Source organism: Geodermatophilus sp. SYSU D00525, assembly GCF_054050475.1.
This window is the reverse complement of the sequence record NZ_JBJGZK010000033.1, coordinates 21,183-45,994: the sequence shown is the minus strand read 5'-3', so window position 1 is coordinate 45,994 and position 24,812 is coordinate 21,183. Positions and strand designations below refer to the sequence as shown.

General features: G+C 77.3%; 26 protein-coding genes. 11 read left to right on the top strand and 15 right to left on the bottom strand.

The annotated features are described in order from the left end of the window. Positions 1 to 436: 436 nt before the first annotated feature. Complete coding sequence (locus ACI796_RS20700; RefSeq protein WP_456943102.1) at positions 437 to 799, bottom strand: GntR family transcriptional regulator; 363 nt, start codon at positions 797 to 799, stop codon at positions 437 to 439. 111 nt (positions 800 to 910) lie between these two features. Here ACI796_RS20700 and ACI796_RS20695 point away from each other — a divergent pair, with 111 nt between their 5' ends. From ACI796_RS20695 to allB, 8 genes are read left to right on the top strand one after another with little or no spacing between them, the layout of a single operon-like run. Continuing rightward, complete coding sequence (locus ACI796_RS20695; RefSeq protein WP_456943101.1) at positions 911 to 2,041, top strand: epoxide hydrolase family protein; 1,131 nt, start codon at positions 911 to 913, stop codon at positions 2,039 to 2,041. Between the two features lie 58 nt (positions 2,042 to 2,099). After that, positions 2,100 to 2,402 carry an urease subunit gamma gene (locus ACI796_RS20690; protein ID WP_456943100.1) on the top strand — a complete coding sequence of 101 codons (303 nt, stop codon included), beginning with the start codon at positions 2,100 to 2,102 and terminating at the stop codon, positions 2,400 to 2,402. Continuing rightward, complete coding sequence (locus tag ACI796_RS20685) at positions 2,399 to 2,701, top strand: urease subunit beta (RefSeq protein ID WP_456943099.1); 303 nt, start codon at positions 2,399 to 2,401, stop codon at positions 2,699 to 2,701. The genes ACI796_RS20690 and ACI796_RS20685 overlap by 4 nt, the downstream gene beginning before the upstream one ends. Continuing rightward, positions 2,701 to 4,422, top strand: a complete 1,722-nt coding sequence (locus ACI796_RS20680; protein WP_456943098.1) for an urease subunit alpha — start codon at positions 2,701 to 2,703, stop codon at positions 4,420 to 4,422. Before ACI796_RS20685 ends, ACI796_RS20680 begins: the two co-directional genes overlap by 1 nt. Beyond that, positions 4,422 to 5,060 (top strand): urease accessory protein UreF, encoded by a 639-nt coding sequence (locus ACI796_RS20675; RefSeq protein ID WP_456943097.1) that lies wholly within the window; start codon positions 4,422 to 4,424, stop codon positions 5,058 to 5,060. The genes ACI796_RS20680 and ACI796_RS20675 overlap by 1 nt, the downstream gene beginning before the upstream one ends. Next, positions 5,050 to 5,724 carry an urease accessory protein UreG gene (gene ureG, locus ACI796_RS20670; protein WP_456943096.1) on the top strand — a complete coding sequence of 225 codons (675 nt, stop codon included), beginning with the start codon at positions 5,050 to 5,052 and terminating at the stop codon, positions 5,722 to 5,724. The genes ACI796_RS20675 and ureG overlap by 11 nt, the downstream gene beginning before the upstream one ends. After that, complete coding sequence (locus tag ACI796_RS20665) at positions 5,721 to 6,404, top strand: urease accessory protein UreD (protein ID WP_456943095.1); 684 nt, start codon at positions 5,721 to 5,723, stop codon at positions 6,402 to 6,404. The genes ureG and ACI796_RS20665 overlap by 4 nt, the downstream gene beginning before the upstream one ends. Beyond that, positions 6,401 to 7,729 carry an allantoinase AllB gene (gene allB, locus ACI796_RS20660; protein WP_456943094.1) on the top strand — a complete coding sequence of 443 codons (1,329 nt, stop codon included), beginning with the start codon at positions 6,401 to 6,403 and terminating at the stop codon, positions 7,727 to 7,729. Before ACI796_RS20665 ends, allB begins: the two co-directional genes overlap by 4 nt. Positions 7,730 to 7,732: 3 nt before the next feature. On the opposite strand, the gene ACI796_RS20655 is transcribed toward allB, so the two are convergent. Further along, positions 7,733 to 7,894, bottom strand: a complete 162-nt coding sequence (locus ACI796_RS20655) for a hypothetical protein (protein ID WP_456943093.1) — start codon at positions 7,892 to 7,894, stop codon at positions 7,733 to 7,735. A gap of 86 nt (positions 7,895 to 7,980) precedes the next feature. Here ACI796_RS20655 and alc point away from each other — a divergent pair, with 86 nt between their 5' ends. Further along, positions 7,981 to 8,976 (top strand): allantoicase, encoded by a 996-nt coding sequence (gene alc / locus ACI796_RS20650; protein WP_456943092.1) that lies wholly within the window; start codon positions 7,981 to 7,983, stop codon positions 8,974 to 8,976. Positions 8,977 to 9,026: 50 nt separating this feature from the next. Next, a complete protein-coding gene (locus ACI796_RS20645) occupies positions 9,027 to 9,770 on the top strand; it encodes an SDR family NAD(P)-dependent oxidoreductase (RefSeq protein WP_456943091.1) in 744 nt (247 codons plus the stop codon). 12 nt (positions 9,771 to 9,782) lie between these two features. On the opposite strand, the gene ACI796_RS20640 is transcribed toward ACI796_RS20645, so the two are convergent. The 4 genes from ACI796_RS20640 to ACI796_RS20625 form a co-directional block, all read right to left on the bottom strand. Further along, positions 9,783 to 10,724 carry a serine hydrolase gene (locus tag ACI796_RS20640; protein WP_456943090.1) on the bottom strand — a complete coding sequence of 314 codons (942 nt, stop codon included), beginning with the start codon at positions 10,722 to 10,724 and terminating at the stop codon, positions 9,783 to 9,785. A 237-nt stretch (positions 10,725 to 10,961) separates the two neighbouring features. Continuing rightward, positions 10,962 to 13,340: a xanthine dehydrogenase subunit D gene (gene pucD, locus ACI796_RS20635; RefSeq protein WP_456943089.1), complete on the bottom strand. Its 2,379-nt coding sequence runs from the start codon at positions 13,338 to 13,340 to the stop codon at positions 10,962 to 10,964. Beyond that, on the bottom strand, positions 13,337 to 13,825 hold the full coding sequence (locus ACI796_RS20630) for a (2Fe-2S)-binding protein (protein WP_456943088.1): 489 nt from the start codon (positions 13,823 to 13,825) through the stop codon (positions 13,337 to 13,339). The genes pucD and ACI796_RS20630 overlap by 4 nt, the downstream gene beginning before the upstream one ends. After that, positions 13,816 to 14,694: an FAD binding domain-containing protein gene (locus ACI796_RS20625; protein ID WP_456943087.1), complete on the bottom strand. Its 879-nt coding sequence runs from the start codon at positions 14,692 to 14,694 to the stop codon at positions 13,816 to 13,818. The genes ACI796_RS20630 and ACI796_RS20625 overlap by 10 nt, the downstream gene beginning before the upstream one ends. A 133-nt stretch (positions 14,695 to 14,827) precedes the next feature. Here ACI796_RS20625 and ACI796_RS20620 point away from each other — a divergent pair, with 133 nt between their 5' ends. Next, positions 14,828 to 16,201 carry an 8-oxoguanine deaminase gene (locus ACI796_RS20620; RefSeq protein WP_456943086.1) on the top strand — a complete coding sequence of 458 codons (1,374 nt, stop codon included), beginning with the start codon at positions 14,828 to 14,830 and terminating at the stop codon, positions 16,199 to 16,201. Between the two features lie 57 nt (positions 16,202 to 16,258). Here the strand turns inward: ACI796_RS20620 and egtE are convergent, their stop codons facing one another. From egtE to egtA, 9 genes are all read right to left on the bottom strand, one after another. Beyond that, positions 16,259 to 17,389: an ergothioneine biosynthesis PLP-dependent enzyme EgtE gene (egtE, locus tag ACI796_RS20615; protein ID WP_456943085.1), complete on the bottom strand. Its 1,131-nt coding sequence runs from the start codon at positions 17,387 to 17,389 to the stop codon at positions 16,259 to 16,261. Positions 17,390 to 17,398: 9 nt separating this feature from the next. Next, positions 17,399 to 18,190 (bottom strand): anti-sigma factor, encoded by a 792-nt coding sequence (locus ACI796_RS20610; protein ID WP_456943084.1) that lies wholly within the window; start codon positions 18,188 to 18,190, stop codon positions 17,399 to 17,401. After that, entirely contained in the window at positions 18,171 to 18,770 is a 600-nt protein-coding gene (locus tag ACI796_RS20605) for an RNA polymerase sigma factor (RefSeq protein WP_456943083.1), read from the bottom strand. The genes ACI796_RS20610 and ACI796_RS20605 overlap by 20 nt, the downstream gene beginning before the upstream one ends. A 101-nt stretch (positions 18,771 to 18,871) precedes the next feature. Next, entirely contained in the window at positions 18,872 to 19,513 is a 642-nt protein-coding gene (locus ACI796_RS20600; RefSeq protein WP_456943082.1) for a class F sortase, read from the bottom strand. A 1-nt stretch (position 19,514) separates the two neighbouring features. Continuing rightward, a complete protein-coding gene (locus tag ACI796_RS20595; protein ID WP_456943081.1) occupies positions 19,515 to 20,330 on the bottom strand; it encodes a DUF4397 domain-containing protein in 816 nt (271 codons plus the stop codon). A gap of 84 nt (positions 20,331 to 20,414) precedes the next feature. Further along, a complete protein-coding gene (egtD, locus tag ACI796_RS20590; RefSeq protein WP_456943080.1) occupies positions 20,415 to 21,386 on the bottom strand; it encodes an L-histidine N(alpha)-methyltransferase in 972 nt (323 codons plus the stop codon). A gap of 24 nt (positions 21,387 to 21,410) precedes the next feature. Continuing rightward, on the bottom strand, positions 21,411 to 22,100 hold the full coding sequence (gene egtC, locus ACI796_RS20585; RefSeq protein ID WP_456943079.1) for an ergothioneine biosynthesis protein EgtC: 690 nt from the start codon (positions 22,098 to 22,100) through the stop codon (positions 21,411 to 21,413). A gap of 2 nt (positions 22,101 to 22,102) precedes the next feature. Beyond that, a complete protein-coding gene (gene egtB, locus ACI796_RS20580) occupies positions 22,103 to 23,383 on the bottom strand; it encodes an ergothioneine biosynthesis protein EgtB (protein WP_456943078.1) in 1,281 nt (426 codons plus the stop codon). Between the two features lie 102 nt (positions 23,384 to 23,485). Then, positions 23,486 to 24,790 (bottom strand): ergothioneine biosynthesis glutamate--cysteine ligase EgtA, encoded by a 1,305-nt coding sequence (egtA, locus tag ACI796_RS20575; protein ID WP_456943077.1) that lies wholly within the window; start codon positions 24,788 to 24,790, stop codon positions 23,486 to 23,488. Positions 24,791 to 24,812: the final 22 nt, after the last annotated feature.

Sequence of the window (24,812 nt, the reverse complement as noted above, 5' to 3'; positions counted from 1 at the left end):
GCCTCTCAGCGCCGATGGTACTGCCCCGGAGACGGGGTGGGAGAGTAGGACGCCGCCGGACAACCATTCAGCAGGGCCCCGCACCGATCCCGGTGCGGGGCCCCACTGCATTTCTGGACGATGTCCGGATCTGTACGGAGAACGACCCCCGGTTCCGTCCTGACGGAACCGGGGGTCGTGTCTGTTCGTCCAGGCCGACCGGACCTCAGGGGACGATGCGGCGGAGGCCCGCGAAGGACAGAGCCGCGGCGATCACGCCGAGTACCGCCGGCGCCAGGACCGCCAGGGTGACCATCGGCTGCTCGGTCATTGCCGGCGCCGTTGCGGCCGAGCAGGCCGGTGATGCCGTCGGTGGCGAAGCCGGTGGTGACGCCGTCGAGAGCGGTGTGCTCCCGGTACCGGATCGTCACGTCGGTGAGCGTGGCGGCGGCGTCGCTCACCGCTCGTCCTCCCAGCGGTCGATCATGGTGGCCAGCTCGCGGGTGGAGATGCCGAGCTTGTGCGCCTCGGTCATCAGGGGGCGGACGTACTGGTCGGCGAACTCGCTGTGGCGGCGCTTGAGCAGCTGCTCGCGGGCGCTCGTGGCGACGAACATCCCGACTCCTCGTCTCTTGTGGAGGACCCCGTCGGCCACCAGCTGGTTGAGGCCCTTGGCCGCGGTGGCGGGGTTGATGCGGTGGAAGGCGCTGAGCTCGTTGGACGAGGGCGCCTGGCTCTCCTCGGCGAGGGAGCCGTCGACGATCGCGTTCTCGATCTGCGCGGCGACCTGCCGGAAGATCGGGCCCGCGTCCTCGTTCACCGGGGACGCCGGCCGCCGCCAGGGTCCCCGAGGTCCCTGGGTTGATCACTCATGTGATGACCCGTAGAACCGGCTCGTCGGCGGCGTCACCCCCGGCTACGGTCGGCGCTCGTGGACGACGTCGTCAGGCCCTTCACCGTCGACGTGCCGGCGGACGCGGTGGAGGACCTGCGCCGCCGGCTCCAGGGCACCCGCTGGCCGGACCCGCCGACGGCGGACGGCTGGACCCAGGGCGTGCCGCCGGCCGTGCTGCAGGAGGTCTGCCGGTACTGGGCCGAGGAGTACGACTGGCCGGCCCGGCAAGGGCGGATCAACGCGATCCCGCAGGTGGTCACCGAGATCGACGGGCTGCCGGTGCACGCCCTGCACGTCCGGTCGCCGCACCCCGACGCCCTGCCGCTGGTCCTCACCCACGGCTGGCCCGGCTCGGTCGTCGAGTTCCTCGAGGTGATCGGCCCGCTCACCGAGCCCGAGGACCCGCGCGACGCCTTCACCGTCGTCGTCCCGTCGCTGCCGGGCTACGGGTGGAGCGGGAAGCCGACCGCGCCCGGCTGGGGGCCGGCACGGACCGCCGACGCCTGGGCGGAGCTGATGCGCCGGCTCGGCCACGAGCGCTTCGGCGCCCAGGGCGGGGACATCGGGTCGTTCGTGTCGGCCAACCTGGGCGCGCGGCACCCCGACCGGGTGGTCGGCGTGCACCTCAACATGGTGGTGACCCTCCCGCCGGAGGGGCGGAGCGAGTTCGACGAGCGCGAGCAGCGGGCGCTGGACCGGATGCGGGCCTTCCGCGACGACGGCTCGGCCTACAGCCACCAGCACCGCACCCGGCCCCAGACGCTCGGCTACGGCCTCACCGACTCCCCAGCCGGGCAGTGCGCGTGGATCCTCGAGAAGTTCCACGCCTGGACCGACACCGGCGGCGACCCGGTCGGGGCGCTCGGCGCCGACCGGCTGCTCGACGACGTGTCCGTGTACTGGTTCACCGGCACGGCGACGTCGTCGGCGCGGATGTACTGGGAGATGGCCCGGGCGCCGGGGGAGCGGACGCCGCGGGTCGACGTCCCCAGCGGCGTGTCGATGTTCCCCGGCGAGATCTTCGTGCCGCCCCGCGCGTGGGCGGAGCGGCAGCTGACCGACCTGCGGGCCTGGCGCGAGCACGACAGCGGCGGGCACTTCGCGGCGATGGAGCGCCCGGCGGAGCTGGTGGCCGACGTCCGGGAGTTCTTCCGCCCGCTCCGGTAACCGCCGCGACACATCCGGGAACTAGCGTCCGGGCTCCGCCGACCCCGGAGGACCCCGCGTGCACCTCTCCCCGCACGAGCAGGAGCGCCTGCTGCTCTCCTACGCCGCCGAGCTCGCCCGCCGACGGCGCGCTCGGGGGCTGCGGCTGAACCTGCCGGAGGCGACGGCGATCGTCACCGACCACGTGCTGGAGGGCGCCCGCGACGGCGTCCTGGTCGCCGAGCTCGTGCAGTCGGGCCGCACCGTCCTCACCCGCGACGACGTCATGGACGGCGTCCCCGAGCTGCTGGAGGAGGTGCAGGTGGAGGCGACCTTCCCGGACGGGACCAAGCTCGTCACGGTCCACCAGCCCATCCCGTGATCCCCGGCGAGGTGATCCCGGCCGACGGCGTCATCGAGACGCTGCCCGGAGCCCCGCGGATCGAGCTCGAGGTGACCAACACCGGTGACCGGCCGGTGCAGGTGGGGTCGCACGTCCACTTCGCGCAGACCAACCGAGCACTGGCGTTCGACCGGGCCGCCGCGCGCGGTCACCGGCTCGACGTCGCCGCCGGCACCGCCGTCCGGTTCGAGCCCGGCATCACCCGCACCGTGACGCTGGTGCCGCTGGCCGGCGCGCGCGTCGTCCCCGGCCTGACCGCAGAGGGAGGGCTCGGCTGATGGTGCGGCTGTCCCGCGAGCGCTACGCCCAGCTGTACGGGCCCACCACCGGCGACCGGATCCGGCTGGCCGACACCGACCTGCTGGTCGAGGTCGAGGAGGACCGCTGCGGCGGCCCGGGCCGGGCCGGCGAGGAGGCGGTGTTCGGCGGCGGCAAGGTGATCCGCGAGTCGATGGGCCAGGGCCGCGCCACCCGCGCGCAGGGCGCTCCCGACCTGGTGGTCACCGGCGCCGTCGTGCTGGACCACTGGGGGGTCGTCAAGGCCGACGTCGGCGTCCGGGACGGCCGGATCGTCGCGCTGGGCAAGGCCGGCAACCCCGACACGATGGACGGCGTCCACCCGGACCTGGTGATCGGGCCCGGCACCGAGGTGATGGCCGGCAACGGCCGGATCCTCACCGCCGGCGGCATCGACTGCCACGTGCACTTCATCTGCCCGCAGATCGTCCCGACGGCGCTGGGCTCGGGCGTCACGACGCTCATCGGCGGCGGTACCGGCCCGGCGGAGGGCTCGAAGGCCACCACGATCACCCCGGGTGACTGGTACCTGGCCCGCATGCTCGAGGCGATGGACCCGTGGCCGGTGAACGTCGCGCTGCTGGGCAAGGGCAACACCGTCTCGCAGGAGTCGATGGAGGAGCAGCTCCGCGGCGGGGCGAGCGGGTTCAAGCTGCACGAGGACTGGGGCTCGACGCCCGCGGCGATCGACGCCTGCCTCACCGTCGCCGGCCGGCACGGCGTCCCGGTGGCGCTGCACTCGGACACCCTCAACGAGGCCGGGTTCGTCGAGGACACCCTCGCCGCGATCGCCGGCCGGTCGATCCACGCGTACCACACCGAGGGCGCCGGGGGCGGGCACGCGCCGGACATCATCACCGTCGCCGGGCACCCGAACGTGCTGCCGTCGTCGACCAACCCGACCCGGCCGCACACGGTGAACACCCTCGACGAGCACCTCGACATGCTGATGGTCTGCCACCACCTGGACAGCTCGGTGCCGGAGGACCTGGCCTTCGCCGAGAGCCGGATCCGGCCGACGACGATCGCCGCCGAGGACCTGCTGCACGACCTGGGCGCCATCTCGATGATCGGCTCGGATGCGCAGGCGATGGGCCGGGTGGGCGAGGTGGTCCTGCGCACCTGGCAGACCGCGCACGTGATGAAGCGCAAGCGCGGGTCGCTGGCCGGCGACGGCGCCGCGGACAACCTGCGGGCCCGCCGGTACGTCGCGAAGTACACGATCTGCCCGGCGGTGGCGCACGGCATCGACGGCGAGGTGGGCTCGGTGGAGCCCGGCAAGCTCGCCGACCTGGTGCTGTGGGACCCGCGGTTCTTCGGCGTCCGCCCGCACGCGGTGCTCAAGGGCGGGGTGATCGCGTGGGCGCAGATGGGCGACGCCAACGCCTCCATCCCGACGCCGCAGCCGCAGCTCCCGCGGCCGATGTTCGGCGCCTACGGCAGGGTGCCGGCGCGGACCTCGCTGCACTTCGTCGCGCCCGCCGCGCTGGAGGCCGGGCTGGGCGACCGGCTGGCGGTCGACCGGCGGCTGGCCGCGGTCACCGACACCACCCGGCTCACCAAGGCCGACATGCCGGAGAACACCGCGCTGCCGGAGATCCGCGTCGACCCGGACACCTTCACGGTGACCGTGGACGGCGAGGTGTGGGAGCCCGAGCCGGTGCGCGAGCTGCCGATGGCGCAGCGGTACTTCCTGTTCTGATGACGGCAGCGCTGCTCACGCTGGCCGACTCGCGGCTGCCGGCCGGCGGGCACACCCACTCCGGCGGGGTGGAGCAGGCGGTCGCGGCCGGGCTGGTGCGCGACCCGGCGTCGCTGGCGGCGTTCCTGCTGCGCCGGCTGCAGACCTCCGGCCGGGTCGCCGCCGGTCTCGCCGCTGCGGCGTGCCACGGAGGAGACCTGACGGCGCTCGATGCGGAGGCCGACGCGCGGACGCCGTCGCCGGCGCTGCGGACGGCGTCCCGGCAGCAGGGGCGCGGCCTGGTGCGGGTGGGCCGCCGCGCGTGGCCGTCGCCGGTCTGGGAGGCGCTGCCGGCCGCGCCGCACCACCCGGTCGCGCTGGGGGTCGCCGCGGCCGCGGGCGGGCTGACCGCCCGGGACGCCGCCGCGGCCGCCGCGTACCTGTCGGTCAGCGGCCCGGCGACGGCGGCCCAGCGGCTGCTGGCCATGGACCCGCTCACCGTCGCCGCCGTCACCGCGCGGCTGGCCCCCGAGATCGACGCCGTCGCCGAGAGGTGCCTTTGCAGCGCTGTTGGCTCCCTACCCGCCGACACCGACCCGGTCCTCGACCTCCTCGCCGAGGTGCACGCCGCACGGAAGGACCGCTTCTTTGCCTCCTGACCACGACCTGCAGGACTACGTCGACGCGGAGGTGCCGCACCGGCACGGCGGGCCGCTGCGCGTCGGGCTCGGCGGCCCCGTCGGCTCGGGCAAGACCGCGCTGGCCGCCGCGCTGTGCCGCACGCTGGGCACCGAGTACGACCTCGCCGTCGTCACCAACGACATCTACACGACCGAGGACGCCGACTTCCTGCGCCGCAACGCCGTCCTCCCCGACGACCGGATCGAGGCGGTGCAGACCGGCTGCTGCCCGCACACCGCCATCCGGGACGACATCACCGCCAACCTCGACGCCGTCGAGCTGCTCGAGGCCCGCCACCCAGGCCTGGAGCTGGTGTTCGTCGAGTCCGGCGGGGACAACCTGACGGCGAGCTTCAGCTACGGGCTGGTCGACGTGCAGGTGTTCGTCGTCGACGTGGCCGGCGGGGACAAGGTGCCGCGCAAGGGCGGGCCGGGGGTCACCGCGTCGGACCTGCTGGTGGTGAACAAGACCGACCTCGCGCCGCTGGTGGGCGCCGACCTCGACGTCATGCGGCGGGACTCCGCGATGGTCCGCGGGGAGAAGCCGACGCTGCTGATCTCCCTGCGGGAGGACCCGACGGCGGCCGCCGTGGCGGAGTGGGTGCGCGGGCAGGTGCGCGCCCGCCGGCTGCAGCGGGCGTGAGGACGCGGGTCGAGGTCGTCGCGCGGCGCGGCCCGGGCGGGCGCACGGTGCTGCCGGTGGTCCGCGCGAGCGGGCAGCTGGCGGTGCGGCGGACCGGTCCGTCCTCGGTGCACCTCGTGGCGACGGCGTTCGGCCCGCTGGGCGGCGACGACGCGGAGGTCCGGCTGGTGGTCGAGGAGGGCGCCACGCTGGCGGTGCGCTCGGTGGCCGCCGCCGTCGCGCTGCCCGCCCGCGACGGTGACCGCCCCTCGGTGCAGCGCGTCGTCGCCGAGGTGGCCGGGGAGCTGGACCTGCGGCCCGAACCCACCGTGGTCGCCGTCCGCGCCCACCACCGGGCCGAGCTGGCCGCCACGCTCGCGGCGGGCGCAGTCCTCACCGCCAGCGAGCAGGTGCTGCTCGGGCGCACCGGCGAGGAGCCCGGCCGGTGGACCGGCACGACGCGGGTGGTCGTCGACGGCCGCCCGCTGGTGCACACCACGATCGGCCTGGGACCGGGCGCGCCGGCCTGGCTGCCGCCGGTCGCGCCGCGTGCCTGGGCGTCCACGGTCCACGTGGGGCAGGCTGCCGGGGTGCTGACCGCCGGCGACGCCGTCCGCCTGCCACTGGAGAACGGCTGGGTGGCCACCGCCTGGGGCACCGAACTGCACTCCGTGGTGCGCGCGGTGGAGGCGGTGGCGTGACGCTCGTCGTCCGGGCGCGGCGGGTGGTGCTGCCCGACGGGGAGCGGGCCGCCGCCGTGCACACCGCCGGCGGCGTGGTCACCGCGGTCACCGGCTTCGACGACGTCCCGGCCGGCGCGGTCACCCTCGCCGACGACGAGGTGCTGCTACCCGGGCTGGTCGACAGCCACGTGCACGTCAACGAGCCCGGCCGCACCGAGTGGGAGGGCTTCGCCACCGCCACCCGGGCCGCGGCCGCCGGCGGGATCACCACGATCGTGGACATGCCGCTGAACTCCGTGCCGGCCACGACCTCGCTCGAGGCGCTGCGGGTCAAGCGGGAGGTCGCGGCCGGGCAGGTCGCCGTCGACGTGGCGTTCTGGGGCGGGGCGGTGCCGGGCAACACCGGCGAGCTGTGGCCGATGCACGAGGCCGGCGTCGTCGGGTTCAAGTGCTTCCTGCTCGACTCCGGCGTCCCGGAGTTCCCGGCGCTGGACGACGCCGGGCTGCGCGCCGCGCTGGCCGAGCTGGCGTCCTTCGACGGGCTGCTCATCGCGCACGCCGAGGACGAGCAGGTCATCGCCGCGGCGCCGGAGCCGGCCGGCACCGGCTACGCGGCCTACCTCGCCTCGCGCCCGCCCGCGGCCGAGGAGACGGCGATCGGCCGGCTGGTCGCGGCCACGCGGGACACCGGGGCGCGCAGCCACGTCGTCCACCTGGCCGACGGTGACGCGCTGCCGCTGCTGCGCGCCGCCCGGGCGTCCGGCGTGCGGATCACCGTGGAGACCTGCCCGCACTACCTGACCTTCGCCGCCGAGGACGTGCCCGACGGCGACACCGCGTACAAGTGCTGCCCGCCGATCCGCGAGGCGGCGCACCGGGAGGCGCTGTGGGGGGCGCTGCTGGCCGGGGACGGCGGCCCTGCTGTGATCGACATGGTGGTCAGCGACCACTCGCCGTGCACGCCCGAGCTCAAGCGGCTCGACGTCGGCGACTTCGGGCTGGCGTGGGGCGGCATCGCGGGGCTGCAGGTGGCGCTGCCCGCGGTGTGGACCGGGGCGCGCGCCCGCGGGATCCCGCTGGATCGCGTGGTCGAGTGGATGTCGGCGGCGCCGGCGCGGCTGGCCGGGCTGCCGGGCAAGGGGGCGATCGCCGTCGGGCGGGACGCCGACCTGGTGGCCTTCGCGCCGGACGAGCGGTTCACGGTCGGCCGGCTCGAGCACCGGAACCCCGTGACGCCCTACGCGGGGCGGGAGCTCACCGGCGTCGTCCGGCGGACCTGGCTGCGGGGCCGGGAGGCCGACGGCAGCCCCCTCGGCCGGCTGCTCGGCCGAGGGGGCCGGTGAGCCTCAGCTGGACTGCTCGCCCTCCTCGCGGGCGGCGTCGTCCATGAGCTGCGGGTCGTCGGTGGAGCCGCCGGCGGGGTCGGCGTTGCCCAGCGCGGTCTCGGCGGGCATCTGCTGGACGTGCTCGCGGGCGCGCTCGCGCAGGTCGTCGGTGGGTTCGGACACGGGTCCTCCTCGGATCTCTCGCGGACCCCGGCCCGGTACCCCGGCCGTGCCAGAGTGACCCGCGACCGCCGCCGACGAGGAGACCGATGCCTGACCCGTTCGACCTGCCCGACCTCGCCGTCCGCACGCAGGGCGGCGCCGTGGTGGCCGCCAACGACGAGTTCTTCGCCGGCAAGGAGAACCTGGTCCTGCCCGGGCCGGCGCGGGCGCGCGACGACTTCGGCGCCCGTGGCAAGGAGTACGACGGCTGGGAGACCCGCCGGCGGCGCGGGCCCGGGCACGACTGGGCGGTCGTGCGCCTCGGCATGCCGGGTGTGGTGCACGCCGTCGTCGTCGACACCGCGTTCTTCCTCGGCAACTACCCGCCGCGGGCCGCGCTGGAGGGCGCGTCCGTCGAGGGGCACCCGCCGGCGTCCGCGCTGGCCGACGCCGACTGGACCCCGCTGCTGCCGCTGTCGGACCTGGCCGGCGGGACGGCGAACCGCTTCGCCGTCGAGCCGGGCCCGCGGGTGACGCACGTGCGGCTGTCCATCCACCCCGACGGCGGTGTGGCGCGGCTGCGGGTGCACGGCGAGGTGGTGCCCGACCCGCGGCTGCTCGACGCCGGCCCGTGCGACCTCGCCGCGCTGGAGAACGGCGGGCGGATCACCGGGGTGAGCAACGCCTTCTACGGCAGCCCGCACCAGCTCATCGGCCGCGGTGAGGCCCGCTCGATGGGGGAGGGGTGGGAGAACGCCCGCCGCCGCGACGACGGCAACGACTGGGTCGAGGTGGCGCTGGCCTGCGAGGGCACGGTGACCCTCGCCGAGCTGGACACCTCGTGGTTCCTCGGCAACGCGCCCGGGGCGGCGTCCCTGACCGGCAGGACGGCGGACGGCGCCGAGGTCGAGCTGCTGCCCCGCACGCCGCTGCAGCCCGACACCCGGCACCGGTTCGTGCTGCCCGGCGACGCCGCGGTGACCGCGGTGCGGATGGACGTCTTCCCCGACGGCGGCATGGCCCGGCTGCGGCTGTGGGGCCGCCCGACCCAGGCCGGCCGCGCCGCCCTGATCCGCCGCTGGGAGGGGACGGCGCGGGGCTGAGGGCGGCAGGAACGGCCATTCCTGCCGCCCTCGGCGGGTAGGGGCGGGGCATGGCGACGATCGCGGTCACCGGGTCCACCGACGGCATCGGCCGGGCGGCCGCGCGGCGGCTGCTGGCCGGCGGGCACACCGTCGTCCTGCACGCCCGCAGCGAGTCGCGCGGCGCGCCGGTCGTCGAGGAGCTCGGCCGGCTCGGCGACGTCCGGCTGGTCACCGGCGACCTGGCCGACCTCGACCAGGTCCGCGCGCTCGCCGGGCAGCTCGGGGACCTCGACGTGCTCGTCCACAACGCCGGCGTGTGGCCGCCGGACGGCGCGCCGACCAGCGCACAGGGCCACGAGCTCGCCTTCGCCGTCAACGCGCTCGCCCCGCACCTGCTCACCGCCCTGCTGCGGGAGCGGGTGCGCGAGCGGCTGGTCTTCCTCGGCAGCGGCATGGTCGGCTCGGGGCGCGTCGACCCCGGCGACCTCGGCGGCCCGCGCGAGCCGGGGCGCGCCTACGCCGACTCCAAGGCGCTCGACGTCGTCCTGGCCCTCGGCTGGGCCCGCCGCCTGCCGCACCTGCGGGTGGGCGCGGTCGACCCCGGCTGGGTGCGCACCAAGCTCGCCTCCCCGGGCGCACCCGGCGACGTCGAGGACGGCGGCGCGCGGGTGGCGCACGCCGCGGCCGGCGACTGGCCCGGCGGCTACACCGCCGGCCGCCGCCCGGCGCGGACGCCCCGCACCCTGGAGGACCACGACCTGCAGGACCGGGTGCTGGCCGCGATGGACCGCCGGGCGGGTGTGGTGGCCTGAGCGGCCGGTCCCTCATCCCGTCAGGGACGGGACGAGCTGCTGCGCCATGGCGGTGACGACCGCCGCCTGGCCGGCGTGGAACCCACGGCCGTCGCACCCGGACACGTTGCCGTCGCCCTCGGTCAGCAGGACGACGACGTAGCGGTCGCCCGCCAGGAGACCGGTGCTGTTGACCACCGCGTCGCCCGCGTCGTCGGCGGAGCCGTTCGCCCACCCCTGCTTGACCGCGGCGCCGGGAGCGACCGCCTGCAGGCCGAATCCCTGGTCGGTGCCGTCCGCGGCCTCGGCCCGCACGTCGTGCAGCGCGGCGCCGAGCCAGGGCCAGACCACGGCGTCCGCACGCAGGGCCGCGTAGAGCCGCGCCAGGCCGAGGGCCGTGACGTGGGTGTTGCCCCACCGGCCGGCGATCCCGTTGGGGGACCCCAGCTCCGGCAGGTCGTAGTGCTCCTCGATCCACGGCTCGAGGTCCGGGCCGCCGGCCCGCTCCCACAGCACGTTCGCCGCGGCGTCGTCCGAGAGGCTGACCATCGCACGGGCCAGCACCTCGGTCTCGCCGGTCATCGCCCCCTCGGTCAGCAACCGGGCCGCGACCATCACCTTCACCACCGAGGCGGTGGCGAACTCCCCGCTCCGGTCGCCGGCCACCAGGCACGCGCCGGAGGCCGTGTCCAGGACGGCGACCCCGACCCGCAGGCCCGCCTCGGCACCCGTGCGGGCCGCCGCGCCCACCGCCGCCGCCGGGACCGCCGAGTCGCCGCGGCAGCCGCCGAGCGTGTCGCGGACGGCCGGCACCACCACGACGGCCGCCGCGGCGGCGAGGACGAGCGTCGCGAGCCGCACCGGGCCGGGCCGGCGCCGCCGCACCGGTCGCCCGCCGCGGCCGTACCAGGTCGGCGTCCGGCCCGGGAGGACGGGGGGCGCGGGCCGGGCGGGGGCGGGGCGGGTCGGGGCCATGGGAGGGCTCCTCGGCGGGGCGATCCGGGCCGGCCGTGCATGCGCCGACCCCCCGGACCGGGGTGGTCGGGACGGCGACCACCCTGTCGCCGGGCGTCGTCCCCGCGCGTCGGAGCAGGAGGCGATCCCGGGCAGCCCGCGCGTCCACCCGGCGGCCCATCCGGGGTCACCCCGAGGGCTGAGCGTGTGCGCCGGCGCCGCACCCCGGCGCCCGGGGTACGGCGTCAGCGCACCCCCTCACGTACCCGTGACGTGCTCGGGCCGGACCGGCACGCGGGTCAGCGGGAGGCCGGTCGCCTGGCGGATCGCGGCGAGCACCGCGGGCCCGGAGGAGATGTTGGGCGCCTCGCCGACGCCGCGCAGGCCGTAGGGCGCGTGCGGGTCGGCGTACTCCAGCACCTCGATGCGCATCGGCGGCATGTCGAGCACGGTCGGGATGAGGTAGTCGGTGAACGACGGGTTCTGCACCCGGCCGTCGCGGACGAGGACCTCCTCCATCACCGCCAGGCCCAGCCCCTGCGCCGTCCCGCCCTGGATCTGCCCGACGACGGCCTGCGGGTTGATCGCCTTGCCGACGTCCTGCGTGCAGGCCATCTCCACGACCTTGACCAGCCCGAGCTCGGTGTCGACGTCGACCACGGCCCGGTGCGCGGAGAAGGCGTACTGCACGTGCGCGAAGCCCTGGCCGGTCTCCGGGTCGATCGCCTGGGTGGGCCGGTGCCGCCACTCGACGGTCTCCTCGACCGCCTCGTCGCCGAGCACGTCGGCCAGCGGCAGCGCGACGCCCTCGAGGTCGGACACGACCTTCCCGCCGTCCAGCCGCAGGTCGGCCACCGGCCGGCCGACGGCGTGCCGCGCGCGCTCGAGCACCCGGCCGCGGACCGCCTCGCACGCGGCCTTCACCGCGCCGCCGGTGACGTAGGTCTGCCGGGACGCGGAGCTGGACCCGGCCGACCCGACGCCGGTGTCCTTCGGGTGGAGGACGACGGCGTCCACGCCGAGCTCGGTGCGGGCGATCTGCTGCTCGACGGTGACCAGGCCCTGGCCGACCTCGGCGGCCGCGGTGTGCACGGTCGCGACCGCCTCGCCGCCGACGACCTCCAGCCGCACCCGCGCGGTCGAGTAGTCGTCGAAGCCCTCGGAGAAGGCCACGTTCTTGTAGGCGACGGCGTACCCGACGCCGCGGCGCACGCCCTCGCCGTGGGTGGTGTTGGAGACCCCGCCCGGCATGTGCCGCAGGTCGACGTCGTCGCCGGTGGCGGGCGCCGGCGGCAGCGGCATCGCCTCCAGCCGGCGCAGCAGCTCGGCGACCGGCGCGGGGCTGTCGACCACCTGGCCGGTGGGCGTCTCCGAGCCCTGCTCCATCGCGTTGCGGCAGCGCAGCTCGACCGGGTCCACGCCGAGCTCGGCGGCGAGGGCGTCCATCTGCGCCTCGTAGGCGAAGGCGGTCTGCACCGACCCGAACCCGCGCATGGCGCCGCACGGCGGGTTGTTGGTGTACGCGCCGTAGCAGTCGACGTGCACGTTCGGGACGACGTAGGGGCCGATGCCCATCGTGCCGCCGTTGCCCACGACCGCCGGGGTGCTGGAGGCGTAGGCGCCGCCGTCGAAGTAGATCTCCGCCTTCACGTAGACCAGGTCGCCGTCGCGGGTGGCGCCGTGCTCGTAGCGCATGGTCGCCGGGTGGCGGTGCACGTGTCCGAAGAAGGACTCCTCGCGGTTGTAGGACATCTTCACCGGCCGGCCGGTGTGCAGCGCGAGCAGGCAGGCGTGCACGTGCATCGACAGGTCCTCGCGGCCGCCGAACGCGCCGCCGACGCCGGCGAGGGTGAGCCGCACCCGCTCGGGCGGCATGCCCAGCGCCGAGCAGATCTGCCGCTGGTCCACGTGCAGCCACTGGGTGGCCACGTACAGGTCGACGCCGCCGTCCTCGCCGGGCACCGCCAGCCCGGACTCCGGGCCGAGGAAGGCCTGGTCCTGCATGCCGACCTCGTACTCGCCGACCACCACGACGTCGGCGGTGGGCGCGGGGTCGCCCTTGCGGACCTTGAGGTGGCGCACCAGGTTGCCGTGCGGGTGCAGGTGGGCGCTCTCCCGGCTGAGCTCGGTGACCTCGGCCGGCGCGTCGTGCACCTGGTTCCAGGTGGGGTGGCCCAGCGCCGCGCGGGCGTCGGTGACCGGCTCCCAGACGTCGTAGTCGACGACGATCCGCGCCGCGGCCCGGCGGGCGGTGTCGGGGTGGTCGGCGGCGACCAGCGCCACCGGCTCGCCCTGGTAGCGGACGACGTCGAGGGCGAGCACCGGCTGGTCGGCGAGCTCGAGGCCGTAGACCTTCTCGCCGGGCACGTCGTCGGAGGTGAGGACGGCGTGCACGCCGGGGACGGCCAGCGCCGGGCCGACGTCGATCGAGCGGATGCGGGCGTAGGGGTGCGGGCTGCGCAGCGTGACGCCCCACAGCATGTCGTCGGTCCACAGGTCGCTGGCGTAGGCGAACTCGCCGCGGACCTTGAGGACGCCGTCGGGGCGCTGCGCGTCGGTGCCCACCCCGCCGCCGCCGCTGCCGGGGCCGGTCAGGTGCGAGGGGGCGCCGCTCGGGGCGCGGGTGGGGGTGCTCATCGCGCGTCACCTGCCATGCGGTCGGCCGCGAGCCGGACGGCGTCCAGGATCTTCTCGTAGCCGGTGCAGCGGCAGAGGTTCCCGGCCAGCGCCTCGCGGATCTCGGCGTCGGCGGGCGTGCGGCCCTCGTCCCGCGCGCGGCGGACCAGGTCGTCGGTGGCCACCAGCAGCCCGGGCGTGCAGAAGCCGCACTGGACGGCGCCGGCCTCGAGGAACGCCTCCTGGACCGGGTGCAGCCCGTCCCCGCCGGCGAGGCCCTCGACGGTGCCGACCTGTCGGCCCTGCGCCTGCCCGGCGGCGACCAGGCAGGCGCACACCGGCAGCCCGTCGAGGTAGACCGTGCACGAGCCGCACTCGCCCTGCTCGCAGGCGTTCTTCGAGCCGGGCAGGCCCATCCGCTCACGCAGGACGTACAGCAGGCTCTCGCCCTCCCAGACGTCGTCCACCTGCTGCGGCGTGCCGTTGACGGTGCAGCTCAGGCGCACGTCGGGTCTCCCTTCCGGTAGTCGGCCCAGGCCCAGGTCAGCGTGCGCCGGGCCATGACCGAGAGTGCGTGGACGCGGTAGCGGGCGGTGCCGCGGACGTCGTCGATGGGCGCCGCCGCGCCGGCCACCAGCTCGCCGAAGCGCGCGGCGGTGGCCGCCGGCAGCTCGGCGCGGGAGTCCCACAGGCCGTCGAGCTCCCCGGCGAGGAACTCCTCGGCGGCGGCGGCGCGGCGCGGCGTGGGGGCGGCCGACCCGATGCCGGTGCCGACGGCGCGGCGGTCGGGGTGCAGCGCCAGCCCGAACGCGGCGACGGCGATGACCATCGCGTTGCGCGTGCCGATCTTGCTGTACTGCTGCGGGCCGGTGGGCGGGGTGATCCGGACGGCGGCGATCAGCTCGTCGTCGGCCAGCGCGGAGCGCTTGACGCCGGTGTAGAACGCGGCGACCGGGATCCGGCGGGTGCCGCGGACGCTCGCCACCTCGACCTCGGCGCCGGCGGCCAGCAGCGCGGGGTGGGCGTCGCCGGCCGGGGAGGCGGTGGCCAGGTTGCCGCCGACGGTGCCCCGGTTGCGGATCTGCGGCGAGCCGATCGTGCGGGCGGCCATCGCCAGCCCCGGCAGCCGGTCGCCGAGCTCGGTGATGACCCGGGCGTAGGGGACGCCGGCACCCAGCCGCACCACGCCGTCGTCGACGGTGTCCCACCCCTGCAGCTCGGGGACCCGGGTGAGGTCGAGCAGCAACGACGGGCGGAGCCGGCCGAAGTTGATCGCGACCATGACGTCGGTGCCCCCGGCGATGGGCACGGCGTCGCGGTGGGCGGCCTTCGCCTCCAGCGCCTCCGCCCACGTCGTGGGCTGCAGGAAGTCCATCGTCGCTCCTCGTCGGATCGGGCGGGCCGCGTTCCCGGGGGACGGTCACGGTAGCCCCGGTTCGTTCCGGCCGGGTTGCGCGACGGCACGTGGCGACTCGCCGCGTTCACACGCGGTCGGCAGGATGCCGCGGGTGGAGACGACCGCCGACCTGCTGGTGCACGACGCCGACCTGCTCGCCACCGTCGACGACGGGCGGCGGGAGATCGCCGGCGGCTGGGTGGCCGTGACCGGCGGGGTGGTGAGCGGCGTCGGCGGGCCGGGGGACCCGCGGCCCGCTGCGGCCCGCACGGTCGACGCGCGCGGCTGCCTGGTGACGCCCGGGCTGGTCAACACCCACCACCACCTGTACCAGAACCTCACCCGCTCGTTCGCCCCCGCGCTGACCGGCGGGCTGTTCGAGTGGCTGGTGACCCTGTATCCGCTGTGGGCGCGGCTGGACGAGGAGGCGGCGTACGTGTCGGCCTACGTCGGGCTCACCGAGCTCGCGCTGGCCGGCTGCACCACCTCGACCGACCACCTCTACGTGCACCCGCGCGGCGGCGGCGACCTGATCGGCGCCGAGGTGCGGGCGGCGCAGGACCTGGGGATGCGGTCACAGTTCACCCGCGGGTCGATGTCGCTGTCGGTGAAGGACGGCGGGCTGCCGCCGGACACCGTCGTCCAGGACGACGACGAGATCCTGGCCGAGTCCCAGCGCCTGGTGGACGCCCACCACGACCGCTCCCCGCACGCGCTGACCCGCATCGCGCTGGCGCCGTGCTCGCCGTTCAGCGTGTCGACGTCGCTGATGACGCGGACGGCGGAGCTGGCCGAGCGGCTCGACGTCCGGCTGCACACCCACCTCGCCGAGACGCAGGACGAGGACGCGTTCTGCCTGGAGCGCTTCGGCCGCCGCCCGGTGGACTACCTGGCCGACGTCGGCTGGATGACCGACCGGGTGTGGCTCGCGCACGTGGTGTGGCCCTCGGCCGACGAGGTGACCCGGCTCGGCGCCGCGCGGGTCGGGGCGGCGCACTGCCCCTCGTCGAACATGGTCCTGGGCAGCGGGCTGTCGCCGGTGGCCGAGCTGCGGGCGGCCGGGGCTCCGGTGGGGCTGGGCGTGGACGGGTCGGCGTCGGCGGACGCGGCGTCGCTGTGGCTGGAGGCCCGGACGGCGATGCTGCAGGGCAAGCTGCGGCACGGCGCCGGGTCCTTCAGCGCCCGCGACGCGCTGGAGATCGCCACCCGCGGCGGCGCGGCCTGCCTCGGGCGGACCGGCGAGATCGGCGAGCTGTCGGTGGGCGCGTGCGGCGACCTCGCCGTCTGGCCGCTCACCGGGCCGGCGTTCGCGGGCGCGTTGTCGGACCCGGTGGAGGCGTGGCTGCGCTGCGGGCCGCTGGCCGCGCGGCACACCGTCGTCGGCGGGCGGTTCGTGGTGGAGGACGGCGTGCCGGTGCACCCCGGCCTCGACGAGCAGCTCGCCGTCCACCGCCGGGTGAGCGAGCGCGTGCAGGCGGCCCTGTAGGGCCTTCGTCGTGCTGTTGGCTCCTCCCGGAGGCGCCAACGGCACCACAGAGGCTCCTCAGAGGGCGGTGGCGAGGGCCTCCAGGTCGTCGAGGGTGCCGTCGACGTGCGGGGACACCCGCAGCACCCAGCCGGTCAGCTCCGCCGGCGCGCGCCCGGGCTCGATCGCCGTGGTGACGATGCCGTGCTCGGTGAGCAGCCGTGCCCGGGTGGCGACGACGTCGACGCCGTCCGGCGGGCGCAGCGTGGTGGTGGCGGTGGGCTCGTCGAGCGGCTCCACCACCCGCCAGCCGCCGGCGCCGTCGAGGACCTGCCGGGCCGCCCGGCCCAGCGCGGCCAGCCGTTCCCGCACCCGGTGCGGGCCGGCGGCCAGGTGCTCCCCGACGGCGAGCACCAGCCCGACCCGGCCGGCCACGTGCGCCTCGCCGCTCTCCAGCGCTCGCAGCGGTGGCAGGTCGGCCGGGGCGGGCAGCGCCGGGACCAGCTCCGCGGCCACCGCCGGCCGCGCGCAGAGGACGCCGACCCCGCGCGGGCCGGCCAGCCACTTGCGGGAGGTCGAGTAGACGACGTCGGCGTCGAGGTCGACGTCGACGTGCCCGAGCGCCTGGGCGGCGTCGAGCACCAGCGGCACCCCGTGCGCCCGGCACAGAGCCGCGACCTCGGCGGCCGGCTGGACCACGCCGCGGTGGCTGGCCACGTGGGTGAGGTGCACGAACCGCGGCGGGCCGGCGGCCAGGGCCCGCTCGAGCGCGGCGACGTCGACCCGCCCGTCGGCGTCGACCGCCAACGGCTCGACCACCAGCCCCGCGGCGCGCAGCAGGGCGGCGTTCGGCGCGTACTCCCCGGGCGGGCAGGCCACCCGCGCGCCGGCCGGCAGGCGCCAGGCGGCCAGCAGCGCGGTGAGCGCGGCCTGTGCGGACTCGACGAAGACGACGTCGGCGGCGGCCATGCCGACCAGCCCGCCGATGACGCTGCGGCCCTGCTGGAGCAGGTCGGCGGCGGTCGCCTCGGCGACGTAGCCGCCGAGCTCCGCCTCGTGGCGGGCGTGGTGCGCGACCGCCTCGAGCACCCGGTTGCTCTGCCGGCTGCACGCCGCGGAGTCCAGGTGCCGCCCGGCCGGGCGGGGGCGGGCGGCGCGCCAGGAGTCGGCGAGGTCGGCGTGCGGGAGCAGCAGGTCGAGCGTGGTCACCCCCCGACGCTAGGACAGCTGCCCGCGGACGATGGAGACCCCGGAGTGGGCGGGGTCGCCGTCGAGCGGTTCCACGGAGACGTCGACGACCGGGTACTCGGCCAGGTCCAGGCCCGCGGGCAGCTCGAACTGCTCGGTGCCCGCGCGGACGACGCCGAGCGGGACCAGCCCGGACACCGACTCGGTGAGCAGCCACGCCTCGTAGTAGCCCTGCTCCGGCGCGCCGGCGGTGAGCTCGACCTGCAGCACCCGGGTGCCGTCGGCACGCTGGACCACCTCGGCGCGGCCGGAGGCGTCGTTGCCCTCCAGCGGGTCGAGCACGGCCGCGGCGACCTCCACGCCGGCGTCGTCCCGGCTGCCGAGCGCGACCGCCCCGGCGCCGATGGCCAGCCCGGCCACCAGCGCCGCCGCGGCGGCGAGCACCAGCCGCGACCGGCGCGGCCGCAGCGGCACGACCGGCACCACCGGCGCGACCGGGGCGGCCGGCTCGGGGGCGGGCGGGGCCGCCGGGAGGACGTCGGGCACCGGGCCGGCCGGGGGCGCCGACGCCGCGACGACGTCCGGGCGGGGGGTGACGCCCACGCCGGTGGCCGCGGCGATCCCCGCCCACAGCGACGGCGGCGGCGCGACCGGCGGGCCGGGGGCGGCGAACTCCGGCACGGCCAGCGCGTCGACGGCCCGGCGCAGCCGCGCCACCTCGGCGCCGCAGGACGCGCAGCCGTCCAGGTGCGCGGCGGCGGCGTCGGGGAGCGGCTCGCCGAGCGCGGCCAGCGCGAGGTCCTCAGGCGTGCAGTGCGGCACCGTCCACCTCCAACCGGTCGCGCAGGCGCTCGAGGGTGCGCCGGATGTGGCTCTTGACCGTCCCCAGCGGCAGCCCGGTGCGCTCGGCGATCTGCGCGTGCGTGAGGTCGGCGAAGAAGGCGAGCTCGATGATGCCGCGCTGCGGCTGGCCGAGGCGGTCCAGCTCGCCGAGCAGCAGCACCCGGTCGGCGACCGTGCTGTCCACCGGGGCCGCTCCGCCGCGGGGCACGGTCTGCGCCTCGGCGAGCGCGGCCTCGGCGGCGCGCCGCTGGCGGTCCCGCCGCGCCCACGTGTCGGCGATCTTGTGGCGGCAGATGCCGACCAGCCAGCCCGGCAGCGGTCCCTGGTCGGCGCGGTAGCCGGCCCGGCCGGTCCAGGCCGAGATGAAGGTCTGCTGGGTGACGTCCTCGGCGTCGGGACCGGGGCCGAACGCGCGCACCGCCATGCCGTGCACCAGTGCCGCCCACCGCTCGTAGGCCCAGGCCAGCGCCTGCTCCTCGCCCGCGGCGAAGCGCCGGGCGACCTCGGCGTCGTCGGGCTCGCCCGCGCCCCAGGGCGCCGGCTCCGCCTCGGTGGTCACCCGTCCGACCCTAGGGCCCGTCCGGCCGGTCCGGGGTGGCCTCCCTGCAGGGGCCCGGCGCGAGCGTGCGAGCGGTGGGGGGCAGGGAGGTCCTTCAACTGTCACGGGACCGGCTCCGCCACCACGACGACGTTGTCGCGGTAGCCGCCGACGTCGGGGAGGAACGGTCCGCCGCAGGTGACCAGCGTCAGCCGCGGCGGCCCCTCGCGCGTGAACAGCAGGTCCACCGGCAGCGCCCGCTTGTCCAGCACCTCCCGCGCGACCACCCGCCACCGCGTCGTCGCGCCGGCGGCGTCGGTGACCAGCACCTCCTGCCCCGGCTCGGCCGAGCGCAGCGGGGCGAGCGCGCCCAGGCCCTGCTCGGCGTCGTCGACGTGGCCGGCGAGGACGGCGGAGCCGGGCGCCCCGGGAGCCGGGCCGAACCGGTACCAGCCGGCCCGCGTGACGTCACCGGGCAGCGCCATCTGCCCGTCGCCGGCGACCCCGGCCGGGTCGACCGGGGCGTCGACGCCGAGCGCCGGCACCTGCAGCCGGACGGGCGGGGCGACGGCGGGTGCCGACGCCGGGGCGGCGTCGCGGGCCGGGGGCCCCGGTGCCGGTGTCGGAGGGGGAGCGGCCGGCGTGCCGAGCACCTGCTCGACCGGCGCGCCCGCCGCCGCCGGCGGCCGGGTCAGCTCCCACGCGGTGGGCACGCCCACGGCGAGGGCCAGGCCCAGGGCCACGCCGGCGGCGGCGGGTCGCACGTCAGGCCCGCGTGGTGGCCAGCCGGCGCGCGGCCACGCCGGCGCCGACCAGGCCGAGCGCGGACAGGCCGAGCAGCGGCAGCGGCAGGCCGTCGTCGTCGGCCAGCCCGGCGCTCCCGCCGGGGACCCCGGACGGCGCCGAGTGCCCGCCGCTGATCGTCTGGACGGCGAGCTCGAAGCCGGCGTCCTGCGAGCCCCACGCGTACACGACCGTCGTGGCGCCCTCGGTGACCGCGAGGTCGGCCGGGCCGAGCGCGACGGTGGAGGTGCCGGCCAGGACGACGTCGGCGCTGACCGTGCCTGCGGGGACCTCGAGCGACGCCTCGTCGGGGTTGGCGAGGCCCGGCGCGACCACCTGGCCACCGGCGCGGACGTCGACCGCCGGGGCCGCCGCGACGTGCCGGACCACGACGCGGCCCTGCCCCGCGGCGACCGCGGAGGTGTCGTTGACGAACGGGGTGAGCGCGGGCTGGCCCTCCGCGGTCAGGTGCGCGACCACGGTGGCGTTCGCGCCGGCCGGGACCGCGACGCCGTCCGCGGACAGCAGCGGCGTGCCCGAGCCGTCGGCGGCGTCGGCGGGGAACAGCGCCAGGTCGTAGGAGCCCGCGGGCAGCGACAGCGGGTCGGTGAGCGTGCCGGGCTGGAAGTCGTCGATCAGCCGCTCGCCGTTGGCGTACACGTCGACCGGGGTGTCCGGGACGGCGTGCAGCACGGAGACGGTGGCGGTGTCGGCCGCTGCGGCCGGCGTGGTCCCGAGCGCGACGAGCGCGCCGGCGCCGGCGACGGTGGCGAGGCCGAGGGTGCGGGTCCGGGTCACGGGGTCCTCCGGGGTCGGGGGTGCTGACACCTCCTCTTCCGGCGTTCCCGCAGGTCCGGATGCAGGCCCCGGGAGCCGACAGCGCTACAGGGGCTCAGACGGGATGGACAGGGAGACGGCGAAGTCGCCGTCCGGGTCGGTCCACCAGTGCGTCGTCCGCAGGCCGGCCGCGGCGAGCTCGGCCTCGACGCCCGCCCGGCGGAACTTCGCCGACACCTCCGTGCGCATCTCCTCGCCCGCGGCGAAGCGCACGGTCAGGCCCAGCGCCGGCACGGTGACGACCTGCGCGACCCGCGCGCGTAGCCGCATCTCGATCCACTCGTCCGCCGCGTCCCACACCGCGACGTGGTCGAACGCCGCCGGGTCGAAGTCGGCGCCGAGCTCGCGGTCGAGCACCCGCAGCACGTTGCGGTTGAACTCCGCGGTCACGCCGGCGGCGTCGTCGTAGGCGCGGACCAGCCGGCCGGGGTCCTTGACCAGGTCGGTGCCGAGCAGGAAGGAGTCGCCGGGCGCGAGCGTGCCGGCCAGCTCGGCGAGGAACGCCGCCCGCGGGCCGGGCTCGAGGTTGCCGATCGTCGAGCCGAGGAAGGCCACCAGCCGCCGGCCGCCGCGGGGCAGCACGCCCAGGTGCGCGGTGAAGTCGCCGACGACGGGGTCCACGGCGATGCCCGGGTACTCGGCGGTGACCGCCTCGGCGGCCGCGGCGAGCACCGACGGGTCGACGTCGCAGGGGACGAACCGCCGCAGCGTGCCGGCCCCGGTCAGCGCGTCCAGCAGCAGGCGGGTCTTCTCCGAGGTGCCGCTGCCCAGCTCGACGAGCACCTCGGCGCCGGAGGCCGCGGCGACCTCGCCGGCGTGCGCGGCCAGCACCGCCCGCTCGGCGCGGGTCGGGTAGTACTCGGGCAGCCGGGTGATCTCGTCGAACAGCTCGCTGCCGCGGGCGTCGTAGAACCAGCGCGGCGGTAGCGCCTTCGGCGTCGCGGTCAGCCCGGCGAGGGCGTCGGCGCGCAGCGCGGCCGCGACGTCGTCGGGGGCGAGGTGGCGGGTCGTCGTCACGGGTCTCCTCGGCTCGCGGTCGGGTCAGGTCAGCGGGGTGACGGTCAGGCCGTCCGGGGTCACCTCGACCAGCGAGCGGTCGGGCACGTCGGTCCACGCGGGGTCGTCGTCCCAGGGCTCGCTGGCCAGCGCCGTCCCCTCGTCGGTGACCAGGGCGGAGAGCGTGTCGCCCCAGGTGGTGGCCAGCAGCCGGGTGCCGTCGGCGGCGAGCAGGTTGAGGCGGGCGGCGGGGTCGGCGGCGGCCACCTCCCGCACGGTGTCGCCGAGCCGGTCCATCCCGCGGGAGGAGACGAGCGCGGCCAGCAGCGCGCTGTCCACCGTCGACTCGGCGTCGCGCACCGGCGGGAGCACCGCGCGGGCGACCCGGCCGTTGTGCGACAGCAGCCAGCGGCCGTCGGTGAACGGCGCCGCGGCGCTCTCCTCCAGCGGCATGCCCACCGTCGCCGAGCGGACCGCGGCCACCACGCACCCGGACACCAGCACCGGCGCCACCGACGCGAACGACGGGTCGGCCCACAGCGGCCGCGCCGAGCGCCACCGCACCGGCTCGGTCCGGCCGGGGGCGAAGAACCCGACGCCCCAGCCGTCGGCGTTCACGGTGCCGTACCGCTGCCGCCGCGGCGCCCAGGACTGCACCAGCAGCGACGACGGCGGCTCGAGGACCAGCGAGGCCACCGACCGCGGCCGCCCCAGCCAGGCGAGGTGACGGCACATCGTCAGTCCACGTCCCAGGCCAGCCGGATGCCGCTGAACACCTGCCGCCGGACCGGGTGGTCCCAGTTGCGGAACGACGGCCGCAGGATGGAGGGGTCCACCGCCCACGAGCCGCCGCGCAGCACCCGGTAGTCGCCGCCGAAGAACGGCGCCGAGTAGTCGGCGTACAGCATCGGGGTGAAGCCGGGATAGGCCTCGAACCCCGACGACGTCCACTCCCAGACGTCCCCGACCGCCTGCTCCACGCCGTACGCGGACGCGCCGGCCGGGTAGGCGCCCACCGGTGCCGGGCGCAGCGCCGCCCCGCCCAGGTTGGCCAGCGCCGGCGTCGGGTCGGCGTCGCCCCACGGCCAGCGGCGCCGGCGGCCGGCGGCCGGGTCCCACGCGACGGCCTTCTCCCACTCCGCCTCGGCGGGCAGCCGGGCGCCGGCCCACGCCGCGTACGCCTCCGCCTCGAAGAACGTGACGTGCTGGACCGGCTCGTCGGGCGGGACGTCCTCGAGCACGCCGAAGCGGGTGCGGGCGCCGCCCGGGCCCCAGTACAGCGGCCGCTCGAGCCCGGCCTCCCGCCGGTGCGCCCAGCCCCGCGGCGACCACCAGCCGGGGGTGTCGTAGCCGCCGTCGGCGACGAAGGCCGCGTACTCGGCGTTGGTCACCGGCACCCGGCCGATGCGGAACGCGGGGAGGTCGACCACGTGCGCGCCGCGCTCGTTGTCCAGCGCGTACGGCTCGTCGGCGGCGTCCACGCCCAGGACGAACGGGCCGGCGGGTACGAGCACCGACGTCCCGGCCACCCCGGGCCGGCCGGCCGGCGTCGGGCCGCCGGTCCCCAGCACCGGCGGCCCGACGCGCAGGCCGAGGGCCTGCAGCATGGTCTCGGTGTGCTGTGCCTCGTGGCTGACGACCATCGCGACGTCGAACGGGTCGTCGTCCGGCCCGGCGCGCCCGATCCGGTCGAGCACCCGGCCGCGCACCTCGGCGACGAACGCGCGCGCCTCCACCGGCGGCAGCAGCGGCAGCCGGTCCCGGACGGCGCGCGGGTGGGTGAAGGCGTCGTAGAGCGCCTCGACGGCGGGCGGCAGCAGGCCGGCGCGGCGGGCGTCGCCGTGGCGCAGCAGCCACAGGTCCTCCTGCTGGCCGACGTGCGCGAGGTCCCACACCAGCGGGCTCATCAGCGGGCTGTGCCGGCGCAGCAGCTCGGGCTCGTCGAGGTCGGTGAGCAGCAGGGTCCGCCGCCGGGCGGTCTCCAGCTCGCGGGCGAGCCGCTCGTGCGCCGTGGTCACGGGTGCACCTCCGGGACGACGGGGGCGGTCTGCGGGGCGGTCTCGGTGGCGGCGGCCAGGGCGGCGGCGGGGCCGCCGGCGCGGGCGGCGTCGGCCAGGACGTCACCGGGGCCGCGGCCGCGCCCGGCCAGCTCGGCGAGGGGGGGGGGGGGGGGGGGGGGGGGGGGGGGGGGGGGGGGGGGGGGGGGGGGGCGCGGGGGGCGCGCCGCCCCCCCCCCCCCCCCCCCTGCCCGCCCGCCCCCGCCCCCCCGGGGCCCCCCCCCCCCCCCCCCCCCCCCCCCCCAGGTCCGGGTCGACGGCGGGCAGCGCCGCGGCCAGGCAGCGCACCGCGGCGGCCCGCAGCTCCGGGTCGGCCAGCCCGTCGCGGGCGGCGCGGGTCCACGCCCCGGCGACCGGCGCGGTCGCCTCGGCGGCGGCGTCGGCGGCGGCCGGGTCGTCGAGCAGCGCGGCGGTGACGGCGGCCAGGGCCGGCCACCACGGCTCGGGCGCGGCGTCGAGGTAGCGGATCTCCAGGTATCCGCGCAGCCGCACCGGCGGGAACAGCGTGGACAGGTGGTAGTCCAGGTCGGTCGTGGTGGGGCGGCGCCCGCCCAGGGGGACCGCGCCGGTCACCCAGTCGGCGAAGCGGGTGCGGGTCAGCACCGGCTCGGCGTCGCCGGTGTCCGGGTCACGGACCAGCATCACCGGCGCGGCCAGCGCGTACGCGGCCCACTCGCCGGCGGGGTCGGCGCCGCCGAGGATCGGGCCGCAGCGGGCCTGGTCGAGGGCGCCCCACACCTGCTGCCGCGACGAGCGCCAGCCGGTGGCCCGCCCGCCGAGCAGCGGGGAGCAGGCCGAGACGGCGACCAGCACCGGGCCGAGCTGGTGGGCGAGCGCCACCCGGCGGCTCCACCCGCCGCGCGGGCCGGCGTCCAGGTTGACCTGCAGGGACGCGGTCGCGGTCATCATCGCCGTCCCCGCCGCACCGCAGCCGGCGGCGGTGAAGTGCCGCTCCATCGCGCGGTAGCGCGGCGCGGGGCTCACCCGGGCCGGGCGGCGCAGCGGGTCGGCGCCCACCGGCGCCAGCCCGAGCCGGTGCGGGGCCAGCGCGGCGGCGAGGACGGCTCGGTCGGCGCGCAGCGCGGCCACCGCGGCCGCGGCGCCGGGCAGCGGCGGCCCGGACAGCTCCACCTGCCCGCCGGGCTCCAGGGTCACCCGGCTGCCGCCGGGCAGGGCCGGCACGTCGGCCACCGCGGCACACACCCGGTCCCAGGGCACGCGGGCGGCCGGGGCGTCCAGGTCGACCAGGTGCGCCTCGAGCTCCAGGCCGACCGGCCCGGCCGGGCCGGGCCGCAGCGCGGTGGCGGTGACCGCGGCGACGGCGGTCTCGAGGTCGAGCGCGGTGCGCTCCTCGACGGCAGGGCCCACGGGGCCCACCCCCTCCAGGTCC